The organism is Dyadobacter sp. BE31, assembly GCF_031457695.1.
Taxonomy (GTDB): domain Bacteria; phylum Bacteroidota; class Bacteroidia; order Cytophagales; family Spirosomataceae; genus Dyadobacter.
The window spans coordinates 212378-226431 of record NZ_JAVDXA010000002.1 but is presented as its reverse complement, the minus strand read 5'-3'; the positions used below and the strand labels follow the sequence as shown (position 1 = coordinate 226431).

At 50.1% G+C, this 14054-nt stretch carries 12 protein-coding genes; 8 read left to right on the top strand and 4 right to left on the bottom strand.

The features are described 5' to 3' along the window. Positions 1–21: 21 nt before the first annotated feature. Positions 22–1911, top strand: coding sequence for a heparinase II/III family protein (locus J2Y43_RS09905; RefSeq protein WP_309982028.1), 1890 nt, complete (start codon positions 22–24; stop codon positions 1909–1911). Positions 1912–1937: 26 nt separating this feature from the next. Here J2Y43_RS09905 and J2Y43_RS09900 read toward each other — a convergent pair whose 3' ends face one another. Further along, a complete protein-coding gene (locus J2Y43_RS09900) occupies positions 1938–4088 on the bottom strand; it encodes an acetylxylan esterase (RefSeq protein WP_309982027.1) in 2151 nt (716 codons plus the stop codon). Positions 4089–4490: 402 nt separating this feature from the next. Between J2Y43_RS09900 and J2Y43_RS09895 the strand changes: the two genes are divergently transcribed. The 4 genes from J2Y43_RS09895 (at position 4491) to J2Y43_RS09880 (ending at position 8872) form a co-directional block, all read left to right on the top strand. After that, complete coding sequence (locus J2Y43_RS09895) at positions 4491–4934, top strand: GNAT family N-acetyltransferase (protein ID WP_309982026.1); 444 nt, start codon at positions 4491–4493, stop codon at positions 4932–4934. A gap of 156 nt (positions 4935–5090) precedes the next feature. After that, positions 5091–6230, top strand: a complete 1140-nt coding sequence (rffA, locus tag J2Y43_RS09890) for a dTDP-4-amino-4,6-dideoxygalactose transaminase (RefSeq protein WP_309982025.1) — start codon at positions 5091–5093, stop codon at positions 6228–6230. Further along, the gene (locus tag J2Y43_RS09885) at positions 6227–7396 is read left to right on the top strand and encodes a TDP-N-acetylfucosamine:lipid II N-acetylfucosaminyltransferase (protein ID WP_309982024.1); all 1170 of its coding nucleotides are present in this window, start codon (positions 6227–6229) and stop codon (positions 7394–7396) included. Before rffA ends, J2Y43_RS09885 begins: the two co-directional genes overlap by 4 nt. 9 nt (positions 7397–7405) lie before the next feature. Continuing rightward, on the top strand, positions 7406–8872 hold the full coding sequence (locus tag J2Y43_RS09880; RefSeq protein ID WP_309982023.1) for an MOP flippase family protein: 1467 nt from the start codon (positions 7406–7408) through the stop codon (positions 8870–8872). Positions 8873–9026: 154 nt separating this feature from the next. Here the strand turns inward: J2Y43_RS09880 and J2Y43_RS09875 are convergent, their stop codons facing one another. Then, the gene (locus tag J2Y43_RS09875) at positions 9027–9131 is read right to left on the bottom strand and encodes a RagB/SusD family nutrient uptake outer membrane protein (RefSeq protein WP_309982022.1); all 105 of its coding nucleotides are present in this window, start codon (positions 9129–9131) and stop codon (positions 9027–9029) included. A 476-nt stretch (positions 9132–9607) separates the two neighbouring features. Here J2Y43_RS09875 and J2Y43_RS09870 point away from each other — a divergent pair, with 476 nt between their 5' ends. Beyond that, positions 9608–10480: an AraC family transcriptional regulator gene (locus tag J2Y43_RS09870; protein WP_309982021.1), complete on the top strand. Its 873-nt coding sequence runs from the start codon at positions 9608–9610 to the stop codon at positions 10478–10480. A 125-nt stretch (positions 10481–10605) separates the two neighbouring features. Further along, positions 10606–11604 carry a helix-turn-helix domain-containing protein gene (locus J2Y43_RS09865; RefSeq protein ID WP_309982020.1) on the top strand — a complete coding sequence of 333 codons (999 nt, stop codon included), beginning with the start codon at positions 10606–10608 and terminating at the stop codon, positions 11602–11604. Between the two features lie 47 nt (positions 11605–11651). Here the strand turns inward: J2Y43_RS09865 and J2Y43_RS09860 are convergent, their stop codons facing one another. Next, positions 11652–12503, bottom strand: coding sequence for a DMT family transporter (locus J2Y43_RS09860; protein ID WP_309982019.1), 852 nt, complete (start codon positions 12501–12503; stop codon positions 11652–11654). 23 nt (positions 12504–12526) lie between these two features. After that, the gene (locus J2Y43_RS09855; protein WP_309982018.1) at positions 12527–12943 is read right to left on the bottom strand and encodes a helix-turn-helix domain-containing protein; all 417 of its coding nucleotides are present in this window, start codon (positions 12941–12943) and stop codon (positions 12527–12529) included. A 115-nt stretch (positions 12944–13058) separates the two neighbouring features. Between J2Y43_RS09855 and J2Y43_RS09850 the strand changes: the two genes are divergently transcribed. After that, complete coding sequence (locus J2Y43_RS09850; protein ID WP_309982017.1) at positions 13059–14012, top strand: NmrA/HSCARG family protein; 954 nt, start codon at positions 13059–13061, stop codon at positions 14010–14012. The last annotated feature ends 42 nt before the right edge of the window (positions 14013–14054 follow it).

The following is a 14054-nucleotide window of genomic DNA, read 5'->3' as shown; positions in this document are numbered from 1 at the left end:
ATTAATACACAACCATCCATTATGAAAAGAGCGCTGACAATACTGATTACCCTGCAACTATTTACGCTGGTCCGGCTCGCCGCACAGCCCGCCGCAGACAGCATTCAGATACTCAAAACACCTCAAAAAGACCATCCCCGGCTCCTGCTTTTGAAGGGCGAGGAAAAGGCGCTGATAGCACAAATAGGAAAATACCCGCAATGGCAAACCGTGCACAAGGCGATGCTGGAAGAATGCGACCGCCTGCTGGACGCCGCGCCGGTGGAACGGATCAAGATCGGCAAACGCCTGCTGGACAAATCCCGCGAATGCCTCCGGCGCGTTTTCATGCTCTCCTACGCCTACCGCACCACCGGCGAACAAAAATACCTCACCAGGGCCGAGAAGGAGCTGCTCGCCGTGGCCGCTTTCGAGGACTGGAACCCTACCCATTTTCTGGACGTGGCCGAAATGACCATGGCCGTGGCGATCGGCTACGACTGGCTGTTTGAGAAGCTGAGTGAACCTACACGTGCACGCCTGCGAGAAGCCATACTCGCGAAGGGCATTAATCCTTCGCTGGACAAAACTTACAACTGGTTTTTGTCCGCTGAGCACAACTGGAACCAGGTTTGTAACGCCGGGATCACCTTTGGAGCACTGGCAATCGCCGAGCATGAACCTGCCATTGCCGCACAGATCCTGAAACGCGCCGTGGGATCCGTACCGAAGGCTATGCTCCACTCTTACAAACCCGACGGCGCCTACCCCGAGGGGTTCAGCTATTGGGGGTATGGGACGAGCTTCAATGTGCTGCTGATATCCGCATTGGAAAAGGCGCTGGGAACAGATTTCGGGCTTTCCGCTTCCGATGGATTTTTAAAAACCGGTTCATTCATGCAGCATTTGGTAGGACCGACAGGCCTGGCCCACAATTGGGGCGATAGCGGCTTGAAAGAAGGCCTCACTCCTGCCTTATTCTGGTTTGCTCAAAAAACCCAGAATCCTTCCCTCTTGTGGGGACAGAAGGCGCTGCTTTCCGCACCCGGGCAGACAGAAGTCAAAAACCGTATCCTGCCTGCATTGCTGATCTGGGGGACGCAAACGGAGCTTTCGGCTGTGCATGCGCCGAGCCAAACATTCTGGGCCGGTCAGGGCCCGTCGCCGGTAGCACTCATGCGAAGCTCCTGGGATAACCCGAATGCCGTATTTCTCGGCGTGAAAGCAGGCTCACCGGCCGTAAACCACGCGCATATGGACGTGGGATCGTTTGTGATGGACGCGCTCGGCGAGCGGTGGGCCATGGACTTTGGCATGCAGGACTACAACTCTCTCGAATCCAAGGGCGTGGACCTTTGGAACCGGTCACAGAACTCCCAGCGGTGGGAAGTGTTCCGCTTGAACAATTTTGCACACAACGTGATCTCATTTGACGGCCAGCTGACCAATGCAAAAGGTTACGCCAGGATCGACGGGGCCGTCGGAATGGGCCCGAATAAAATGGTGATAACTAATTTATCGGAAATGTATCAGGATCAGGCCAAAGAAGTGCGGCGCGGGCTGGGGATCATCGACCAGCGGTACGCAGTAGTGCGGGACGAGATCGAATGCGGCCAGAAGGAAACTGTCATGCGCTGGAACATGCTCACCAGCGCCGACGTCCGCATTGTCGACGGGAAAACCGTGGAGCTTTCGCAAAATGGGAAGAAAATGTTACTCGTTTTCGATACGCAAACTCCGATCAGTATTCGCACATGGCCTACCACGCCCCAGCACGATTACGATGCGCCTAATCCGGGGACTATATTCGTGGGTTTCGAAGCAAAATTGGCTGCGGGCAGCCGGCATAGCTTTTCCGCGTACTTATCCGAGTCGCGTGATGTAGCCCCCACCAAACCCCTGGCCGAATGGCCTGTAAAGCCATTGAAATGATTACCGCATTGCCTTATTCATGACACCTACTTGATCCACGACAGGGCGGATTCCAGCATTTCCTCATATTGAAGCCCGCATCGCACGCTTAGCCCGGCCCCCTGCTTTTGCTTCAACGCCCGCTGGTAAATGGAATCCGCCCTGGGCTGGTTTACTTCCTTCCCGGCAGCGGTAACCGGGTTGATCAACAGCAAACCTTTCCCGGAAAGCGCTTCCACCAGGTCAGGAAGGTCATATTCCGCCAATGCACTTGGCACGGCCGAAAGCGCGAAGCTGGGTTTGTAAAGCCTTTCCTCGGCAATGGATTGGTACGATACCAGCGGCTGGACCAACACCAGTTTGTCGAAAGGATTCTGAATGGCGGCCGCGTGCAGCAAATCGGAGGTCAGCGTTCCTACTGCGGCGGCTGTCAGAGCAGCTCCTTTGGTGCCGTTTTTTCTGATAAACTCTGCGAGGACCATGATTTCCTCCGCACGGGTTGCCACCAGACTTTTGTGCGTCAGCATGCCAAAAAACCACAGATTGAGCGGAACACCTTCAATGACCGAATCGCCGCCATTAATGAACCCGCTTCCGAGTTCTCCTATGCCGCTCAGATCCGGAATAACCACCTCATAACCCTGACTTGCCAGCCGGTCGGCCAGTTTGTTTTTCCGTACTGCCTGCGCTTTGCCCTGATCATCCAGCAACAGGACCGTCTTGCCGGTGCTTTGGGCAGGTTTCAGCCAAAGAACCGGAAGGTGGTAATCACCGCTTCCTTTCACCAGGTATTTCTCGACGGCGTAACCGGGACGGTGCAGCCTGCCTGAGAAAATTACGTCTATTTTACCCACCGGCTTCGTAAATCCGGAAATAGCAATGATTTTCTTCCTCAGCTCATCGGAAAAGTTCGCAGCCGGCTTTGCCTTGCTTCTCCTCTCAGCAAGCTCTTTTACACGTTTTTCATTTAAGGAAAACATGCTTTCACCCCTCAAAGCAGCGATGGCACGACCGCCGGGCGTTGCGTGCAACTCTTCGTCGGTCAGCAATTGTACCTCCAAATCGGCGGAACTGCCGGGATTGTTGAGGTACTTTTGAAAAAATGCATAGGAAGCCTCCCTGTTTTTGGGTGTAGAAGCATGGCCGGCATCATCTTCCGTCATTTGTATTTGCTCCCCTTTCCCGAAAGCCTTATACGCCCTTTTGGCTTCATGATAACTATCTCTGGCCCCCTGAATAGCAAATATATCCCGGGTAGTGGCTACGATTAATGCGGGTTTCGGCGCGCGCACTTCCAGGAAGTCGGCCATGTCGATCCCCTCGGCCAGCCCGTACATCAGGTTTTGCTCTGCATCCTGCGGGCCATTCGAGCGGATCAGTTTGTCAAATGTGGTGATGTAGCATTCCGGAGCGGCCACCGCGATCCGATCATCCATTGCCGCGATATACGCACTTTGCGTTCCCCCGCCCGACCGCCCGGCTATGCCAATACGCGCGGGATCCACTTCTTTTCTTGTCAGTAAATAATCCACGCAGCGAATACCGTCCCAAATAAAATAGTTGGCCGGCGGAAGCCCGGATATAAACGACTGCACACCCGCATAGGAATGCTCGCCTGTTGCCCCCTTTTTCAACTCATCAGGCTGGTACTGTATGCGTTCTCCCTGCCCGATCGGATCAAAAGCCAGTACGACGAAGCCCTTGTTGACGTAATTCAGGATCAAATGCTGATAGGCCTCGCTACGGAAACCGTTTTCGCTGTGGCCGCTGCAAAAAACGATCGCCGGTGCTTTTTCCTGTCTTTTATCGGGCAGGAACATCGCGGCTGTAACATGGTAACCAGGGCGGGATTCGAAATACAGTTTTTCAACCGAAAAGCCTTCCTTTTTCAATGTCCCCGTGATGACCGGGTTCAATGGTGTTTTCTCAGGAAAAGGTCCGACGGCCCTTGCGAGCCTGGCACGGACGTCTGCCTGCCGTTTTTGCCACTGCTCTTTGGTGGTCAGGGATAATACCGCAGCCTCACGTTTATCCAGCTGCGAAAATGCCCTTTCACTGAGCGATTTGTACAAAAGCTGATCCGCTGCGGGTTGATGGTACTTCCAATAACCGTAAACCGAAAGGTCCTCCTGGGCAAAAAGGTCATGGGGTAACCCCAAAAAACAGCAAGCAGCGACGATCAACGTATTGTATTTCATTGGATGCAGGTTTAGGTGGGAAAATTGGCAGAAAAGAACCATACCTGCTTTAAGTCACCTCTTGTGAAATGATACTGACCTTGCTGCCGGAGAAATGTGACGGCATTCCGAATTTTATGATCACCGATTGTAATTTTTACATGCATTCTGACGTTTGCATCAGATCGGGATTTCTGCCCATTTTGCTCCCTGCCCGATAAACGAGGCGCTTGAAAATAAGGGAGGGTATCAAATGCAAACGAAACGTCAAACAACTAGTTGAATTTCAATAACTTACAACACATATAGCAAATCAAATAAAACCCTGCTTGACGACCGCCCGAACTCTCTCACTTGGACTTCTTCCAATAAAATGATAGTTTTCAGCCTCAATTTGAAACTACCAGATTAATCGCTAAACACATGCTGATCACAGAGCCGCACAACTTAGTCTTTCGTCCGCTCGAAAAAAAAGATACCTACCCCGTTTGTTTGCTACTCGAACAATTGTCTGAATTCCCTGGTGGTGTGGATGCAATCGATATCGAAGATAGCTGGGAAAAACTCGCTTCCTGTTCCAATGCCTATGCAGTTGTAGGCATTTCCGACGACAAAATCGTCTGCTACGGCAGTGTCATCATCGAATATAAAATCCGTGGAGGAAGGTCTGGCCACATTGAGGATATCGTTGTGGATCAACAATATAGACGCAAAGGATATGGAGATTTGCTGATAACGCACCTCACCGACTATTGCAAAACGGCCGGCTGCTACAAGGTAATTCTCGATTGCTATCAGGAGACAGTCCCGTTTTACAACAAGCTGCACTTTAAGGCCACTCATTTGGGAATGTCGAGATATTTGTGAGTCCGCTCCGGATAAGCCTTCGCGTCATGTTGGCGAGCTATTCGCCGATCTGAACGAGAGTAGATTTTTACCCTCTTCACCCGTCACTGCATATGCAGGTGATTTCAAAAACCACAAACTTAAAAAAAACGCCTCGCGGGGATTTAAGTCCATATTATGATGATTCCATTTAACAAACCATATCTGACAGGAAAAGAGGCTCATTACCTTTATCAGGCAGTTCTGTCCGGCAAAATCTCCGGAGACGGAATTTTTACCAAAAAATGCCATTCCTGGTTTGAAGAGCGTTACGGCTTTCAGAAATCTCTCCTGACAACCTCCTGTACCGACGCCCTGGAAATGGCGGCCATCCTGGTGAATATCGAGCCAGGCGATGAGGTTATCGCACCTTCCTACACATTCGTATCCACCGTCAATGCTTTCGTATTAAGAGGGGCTAAAATTGTGTTTGTAGATTGCCTGCCCGACCATCCCAATATGGATGTGTCGCAAATTGAAGCACTGATTACCAAAAAGACCAAGGTGATCCTGCCGGTTCACTATGCGGGAATTGCCTGCGATATGGGGCCTATCATGGATTTGGCCGCAAAATATGGCCTGTTTGTGATTGAAGATGCCGCTCAGGCCATCGATTCCTATTTCAACTCTCAACCGCTTGGCCGCATAGGCCACCTGGGAGGATTTTCGTTTCATGAAACCAAGAATATCATTTCCGGCGAAGGCGGAATGCTGGCCGTCAATGAGCCCGGTATGATAGAGCGTGCAGAGATCATCAGGGAAAAAGGGACGAACCGGTCCCAGTTTTTCAGGGGGCAAGTTGATAAATACTCATGGGTAGACATCGGGTCGTCGTTTCTGCCGTCGGACATCATAGCCGCATTTCTGTTTGCACAACTCGAACACCTGGACGACATTCAGGCCAAAAGAAAGGCCATTTGGGACCTCTACCATGAGAAGCTCGGCGCGCTTGCCCAATACGGCGTGCAGTTGCCGTATATCCCCGCGTACGCAACCAATAATGCGCATATGTTTTACCTGGTCTGTAACTCGCTCGATGAACGGACTGCCCTGATCCAGCTATTAAAAGACAATGGAATCTTATCTGTTTTCCATTATTTATCATTGCACAAATCACAATTTTACGCAGATAAACACGACGGAAGGGCCCTGCCGGAAACCGACCGTTATGCCGATTGCCTGGTCCGCCTGCCGCTGTTCTACGAATTAGAAACAGCAGATGTACTCAAAATTTCTGATCTGATACTTGGCTTCTACCAAAATCGCTTTTCTGCATGATACTGCACTTGATGCACGACGAGAAGTTCTGTGACAATACCATTAAGAATTTCGAAAAAGTAAATCCGGGCAACAACAAATACCTTGTATTCAAGGCAGATAAGGATAAGGAGGGCTATCGGTTTATCAGTAACCCCGAGCTTACGCGCGATTTTTTTTATGAGCGGGAAAATTTAGACGATTATGTAACCAGCACACCGGCAGTCAGGGGGATCATTGCTCATTCCATTAGCTCGCTTTTCGCGTCAGCTATTCTAAGCATGAGCAAAAAAGTGAAGTTATATTGGGTCGTCTGGGGTTACGACATGTATATGCTGCCGAAAATTGAACCCGGATTGTACGCGCCGGGAACCTTGTCCTATTTGACGGGAAAGAATCGATGGTTAAGCCTTTCATGGGCGGTAAATAAATACCAACCACTCCGGTTTCTTTTTTACACAGCCCGCGGAAAAAAGAATGTCTGGAACCTGATCGAATCGGCACAGCGGGAGGTGGATTACTTTGTAACCTACGTCCGGGAAGATTACGAACTATACAAAGAGAAATACCCCGAAACGAAATGTGAATTCTTCGACGCTGCCTTCTTCAACCTGAATCAGTATGTCGGGGAAGCTTTTATGGACCAGAAAATTGCCGGCAAAAATATACTGATCGGCAACTCCAACTCCCCCGAGTCCAACCACCTCGACGTCATTCAGTTTCTCCAAAACGTGCCGTTAGCGGAGGACACAAAGGTATACATCCCGCTTTCTTATGGTGATAACGACAGTTATAAAGAAGCGGTTACGCAACGTGCCGAACAACTTTGGGGCTCACGCTCATTTCCATTGTTGGGCTTCATGCCTCAGCAAGCATACCTCGAGATATTATTGACCTGCGGAGTCGGCATCTTTTACCATTACCGGCAGCAGGCAATGGGCAATATCATTGCGATGCTTTGGCTCGGAGCACGCGTTTACATGGCGGGAGCCAATCCTGCCTTCCGATTTTTCAAAAGGCTGGGTATCCATGTGTTTGACTTACAACATGATTTCCAAAATCATGGACTGAACGCACTAACTGAAAGCCAGGTTGCCACGAATCGAGCGATTCTGGCAAAAGCATTCTCCGCGGAAAAAGTGGAGCAGGACTATAAGAACCTGGTCAGTAATATTTATGAAATTTAACAATCTTCCATGTCACTGAAACAAAAAGCATTTGGAGCGGCAAAATGGACGTCTTTTTCAGCCGTAGCTACTTCCGTAATGCAGCTGTTGCAAATTGTCGTCCTCTCGAGATTTATTGATAAGGCAGATTTTGGTTTAATGGCAGTCGCTCTTTTTGTGATCGGACTTTCCCAGATATTTATGGATATGGGAATTTCAAATGCGATTATTCACAATCAAAAGGTCACTAAGGCTCAAATCAATACGCTGTTCTGGCTGAATATTTTTGCAGGTATAGCCATTTATGTTACGTTGTATATTAGTACCCCTTTCATTGCCGATTTTTATCACAGCCCCGAGTTGGTCAGCATTATCCGGTGGACATCCGCAACCTATTTGATTATCCCGTTTGGCCAGCAATTCGAAACACTTCTGGTTAAAGAACTTAATTTCAAATCTTTATCCATCAGGGATGTAATCGGAAAGACAAGCGGCTTTTTCGCATCTGTACTCCTGGCATTTTTGCATTACGGTATTTATGCACTCGTTTACGCCAATTTAATCCAGGCCCTCGTTTCTACCTTGCTACTGATCGTTTACGGCCTGAGAATATTCAGGCCAAGGCTCGATTTTGATTGGCAGAGTTTGAAAAGCGAAGGCTTCTTTTCGTTTGGACTCTTCCAAATGGGCGAAAAAACGGTGAACTACTTTAACTCTCAGTTTGACACGCTCCTCATCGGAAAATTGCTGGGTATGGAGGCGCTCGGTGTCTATAACATTGCTAAAACCCTCGCATTCAGACCCTATCAAATCATTAATCCAATTGTGACCAAGGTCGCATTTCCTGTTCTGGCAAAAATCCAGGACGATATCGACAAATTAAGACGGGCCTATATTCAGATTCTGCGCCTGCTCACCTATGCCAACGCGCCCATTTACGCCGCAATGATCCTGCTCGCCAAACCATTGATTATTCTATTTTTTGGCGAGGCCTGGACCGAATCGATACCTTTTTTGCAAATTCTTGCCATAACCGCCCTTTGCAACAGCATCGGTAATCCGGTCGGTGCCTTATTGCTGGCGAGGGGCCGGGCCGACTGGGGCTTCTACTGGAATGTGGGTATGCTGGCGTTTATGCCGCTTTGCATTTGGATAGGCAGTTTCTGGGGATTGGAGGGGGTTGCCTGGGGACTGACGCTGTTCAAGGTCGCTGTGATGCTTCCCGCGTGGGGTTTGTTTGTGTATCCGCTCTGCAAAGCCAAGTTTCTGGAATATTTCGGGAGTATCGGCAAACCTATTCTGCTCGCTACAATCAGTTTCGCTGCTGCCTATTTCCTTTCTCCGGCCGTAAGCAATAATTATTTTGCACTAGGCATAGGACTCCTGATACTCGGTTCCGTGTATGTTATTATTGGAATGCTGGCCACAAATAACCAGGAAAGGGCATCGCTGATGCATTTTTTTGTCAACAAGGGGCAGGCTGGGCAGCAAAGTTAATCCGAGAGCGCTTACTAGCCACGCCCGGCAAATCACGGTGCCATTCCAGAATTGCAAAACCCAAAACCTTCTTAAAAAATAGGGCAGGACTAAAAGCCCTGCCTATCCTCTGCCTAACTAAATAAAAAATATCGCAAATCCTGGCGGTACCTTGTCAGTACCCGCCGTTCTGTTTCAATTCGGGGCTGTTACGGTCTATTTCTGTCTGTGGAATCGGCCAGAACTCGTACTTGTCTTCGTAGTAAACGATTTTCATCATAGACTTGGAGTTAAATAAACTTATAAAGGAAATCCGAGGCAGCTGAATCGGCCTAAAGGGCACAGCGCAGCCCCCCGCTCATGGAAGGTATCGAAACACAAGGGCCCGCCTGGCAGACATGTGCGAACGCACCAATCCATGGTGGTCAATATGATACCACTTACTCTTTTATGTGTTTATTAGGTTAATCTGAAAGAATACTGCGTCGAAAGCCACCCAAACAGGCTAAAATAAGACTTCCTACCACCTCATGGGCTATTCAGACGCAAGTATCGTATTGGGCAAGAACCAAGGCTGCCAACCGGATGATACAAAGAAAATATATTGAAGGAACCGTCGAGGACAGTATTCTATCCAACTATTAAGCTATCTTGGCATTTAAAATATTTCACAGTTTTTCTTGTGTTTTTTTGATTTGCGGATTACCCGGGAACAGGATCGGTCACGCCCGCATCGCCCTAAAATCGTTCGTTGTCATGAAACCTCATCTTTTGCAAGTGGCTACTGCCCCAAACAGATCTTTCAGTGTCAGGAAAGAACTGATTCCCAATATCAATTGCCGGTGGCACCGCCATGCCGAGGTGGAGCTGATTTGCTTCCACAGGGGCAGCGGCACCCAGTTTGTCGGTGACGATATCAGGCGCTTTGCGCCCGGGGATGTAATATTGGTAGGTTCCAATCTACCCCATTACTGGCATTACGACCAGGAATATCAGGCAGAGGGCAACGACCATGCCACCCCGTTTGCGACGGTCGTTCATTTCATAGAAAACTTCTGGGGAGAGCGGTTTCTGATGCTTACCGAGAACGCGATGCTCAGGAATGTGCTGGACAGGGCCAAACGCGGCCTGTTGGTTAGGGGTGAACCGGGGGAGCTGATTGCAGGATTAATGGAAAAACTGCACGCAGCCGAGGGCCCCTACCGCGTAATGCTTCTGATGGAATGCCTCATTGCCGCCAACCGCGCGGAGGAAAACGACGCCCTTGCTTCGCTGGGATTCAGGGATGACAATGCGGAACAGGAAAGCGAGCGGATCAACGCCATTTACAAATATGCGCTGGCGCACTTCCACGAAAAGATCCGCCTGGAAAAGATCGCATCGATTGCCGGCCTTTCCCCGAACTCGTTTTGCAGGTACTTCAAGTCCCGCACGGGCAAACAGTTCTCTCAGTTCCTTATCGAAATCAGGATCGGCAATGCGTGTAAAATGCTGATCAACAACAACATGAATATCAAGCAAATCTGCTACGCAAGTGGTTTTCAGAATTTCACATGTTTTTACAAACAATTCAAACAAATAACCGGAAAAACGCCCGCCGCTTACCAGCAAGCGTTTTCTAACCGGTAGCTACGTCGGCGGCAACTGCATTTACAAATGTAAGTGTGATCCGCGCACTCGCCGGTTGGGGAATTCAGACATTCTGACGGGTGGATATGGACAATTAAATCAGGTACCTTTGCTAAAAAAATCCGATGAAACATATCAGCATCATTGCCCCTGACGGGCAAACAAGCATGTCCACGGTGGCTTGCATTGTAGGCGCGAACCAAATGTTTACCGAGGCCAGTGGGTACCATACTGCCGCGGGTCACAAACCGGCTTACCGGATTGAAATTGTGGGAGTGGATAAAGAGGCAGACCTCGGCAGCGGATTACTGACAATCAGAACACATACAACCATCCGGCAATTGGCCAAAACCGACCTGATCCTGATACCTGCGGTACCCGATAGTTTCGACAAGAACCTGGAAAAAAACAAGTTGCTAACCGAATGGATTGTGCAGCAATACAAAGGGGGGGCCGAGGTTGCTTCCATGTGTAGCGGCGCGTTCATGTTGGCATCCACCGGACTGCTCGACAGCAAGAAGTGCTCGACGCACTGGCGTTTTGCCGAAACTTTCAAGGCCCAGTTCCCGAACGTGGACCTGCAAACCGACATGCTGATCACCGATGAGCACGGCATCTACACAAACGGAGGAGGCTATTCATTTCTGAACCTCGTGATTTTCCTGATCGAAAAATACTTTGACAGGCCAACCGCCATTTACTGCTCCAAAGTATTCCAGGTGGAGATCGACAGGCAAAGCCAATCCGCATTTAGCATTTTCAGCGGCCAGAAACTACACGGGGACGATGTTGTGCGGCAGGCTCAGGCATACATCGAAAGCAAGTTGGATGAGCGAATTTCTACGGAAGCGCTATCCGCCAGGTTTGCGGTCGGCAGAAGGAATTTCGACCGGCGGTTTATCAAAGCGACTGGTAATACACCCACCGAATATGCTCAACGGGTCAAAATCGAGTCGGCCAAGAAGGCATTTGAAACGAGCAGGAAGACTATCTATGAAGTAATGTACGAAGTCGGATACTCCGATTTGAAAGCGTTTCGCGAGTTGTTCAGGCGGCTGACAGGGCTGTCCCCACTGGAATATCGGACTAAATACAATAAGGAAGCGATAGCAGGGCTTAGCTAGCGAAGCCGTTTGCGCAGCGAATAATTCTGCAATTTAACGGCAGGCGCTCAGCGGCGATTTCTTCCCAGAATGACCAGTGCAATGCCACCCAGAACAGCAACCGATGCTATAATGAGGTTGAAAGTAAGGTTTTCACCCAAAATTAAAACTGCGGCCGAAGAAGCGATAACTGGCACGGTGAGCTGAACCGACGCCGCATGAGTAGCTCTTAGGGAAGGCAGAATGCCGTACCAGATCGCGTAACCTACGCCCGAGGAGATAGCGCCCGACACTACCGCAAAAGTTGCTCCCTGCAAATCGACAGACCCCGCCAATGGGATAAGCAACAGGGAAAACGGTGCGGCCCTGAGAAAGTTACCGGCTGTGGAGGTGAGCGGGTCGCCTTGCTTTCTTCCAAGAAGCGAATAGATCCCCCACGCTATTCCTGCCGTAGCCATCAGCAATGCGCTGAGCGGGTCGGGCGCGTGAATGCCTGGTGCAACAAGGATAATGAGCCCGCCAAATGCAGTGAGCAGGCCGATCCATTGTACCGGGCGGAAATGTTCCCCCTGATACAATCCGGTCATGATCATGGTAGCTTGTACAGACCCGAAGAGGAGCAGCGCCCCGGTTCCCGCAGCTAATTTTACGTAAGCAAAGGAAAATGCAACGGCATACGTCAGGAGGCTGAATGCTCCTGCCCAACTGCCGCTGTTACGAAGCGTGCCCTTGCGCAGCAGAACGATCGTCCCCAGCGTTATGGCCCCCGCAAACATCCGGATCATCGTAAAACCCGCCGGATCGGTATCAGTCTGGGTAAGTGCAATCCTGCACAACAACGAATTGGCCGCAAATGCAGCCATCGACAACGCTACTTGTGAAATGATTCTTACTGAAAGCGATCGGGGTGGCTGGGTCATGGGGTATGTGTGATATTATTGTTTCATGCCAATGAATGATCTTTCTTAGTGCGCTCCGACGAGGCGGCGGCATGAGATCCAAACTCCCCTTTTTCCAAAGCAATCTGATTCCCCCAGGCGAGGATAGCATCCAGCACCGGCGTGAAACTCTGCCCGAGCCCGGTGAGGCTGTACACCACCTTAATGGGTGGCTTTTCTCCGTAAACCTGCCTGAGAATCAAGCCATCTTCCTCCAACTGTTTTAATTGCAGGCTCAGCGTCATTTCGGTGATACCGGGCAGTTCCTTTCGGAGTTCGCTGTACCGCTTGGCGGCATTCTTTAAATGATAAAGGATCACCACCTTCCACTTACCGCCGACCAGGTCCATGGCCAGGCTGACCGTACAAGGATACACTTCATTATTGACCTTTATGAAATCCCCCTGACATTCGATTCCCATCACATTCGCTTTTGATACACCTATCCATTTGGATAGTTATTGCGAAGCTAATAACCTATCAATAGTTTTGCAACTATCATTTTTATAGTAGCAAAAGTTTTCTCCATAATAAATCATGAATAAGGATAAACCATTGATAACCATCACGGGCGTATTGGGCAAACAGGGCCGCAGCGTCGCACACACTCTACTGGTCAGCGGACGTTACCGCGTGCGCGGCATTACCCGCAGAATCGACTCCCCCGAGGCGCTCGGACTGGCTGCGCAGGGGATGGAATTGGTGAGTATTCCGCTTGCTCCCGGAAATCAAAACGCGTTCCGCGATGCATTCCGCGGCTCGGAGGGAGTTTTCCTGCTGACCCCCAACATCGTTCCGCCAGCCAGCCACGAGTTTGAACTGGGGCGCGAAATGGCCGATGCGGCGGTTGATGCAGGCGTGCGCCACATCGTTTTCAGCAGCCTTGAAAACGTTGATCAAATCAGCGGAGGCAAATTGTTTGTGCCCCATTTCACCGACAAAGCGCGCATAGAGGCATACATCCGCACGCTGCCGATCGTCAGCTCATTCATTTACATGGCTTTCTTTTACACCAACCTGATTGAATTCTACACGCCTACCGTGCAAGGCGATACGCTCGTGTTCCCGATTTATTTACCCGAAAATTTCCGTGCACCGTTTGTTGACCCACTCACTGCTACCGGCCCGGCCGTTTTAGCACTGTTATCGAATCCCGAAAAGTATGCAGGCAAGTCGCTGCCGGTCATCGGCGATATCATCTCGCCGCGGGAAATGGTGGACACATTCACGCGCGTCACCGGCCGGAAGGCGGCATACAGTTCCGCATTTTCGGCCGAGGAACTACTGGCGCATTTCCCCGGATTTGCTTCCAATGAGGAACTCGTGCGGGAGATTTCAGGGATGGTTTCCTACGCTTTCGAGTACGGATACTATCGTGAAAACCGCGACCTGCAATGGAGCAGACAAATAGACCCGAATGCGCTCACCTGGGAGCAGTTTTTGCGGGTTACGGGTTGGAAGGGAGATAACAATGCGTTCTTAAATAACTGATTTTATATGATAATACTCTCCGCACCGTCCGGGCGGTGAGTG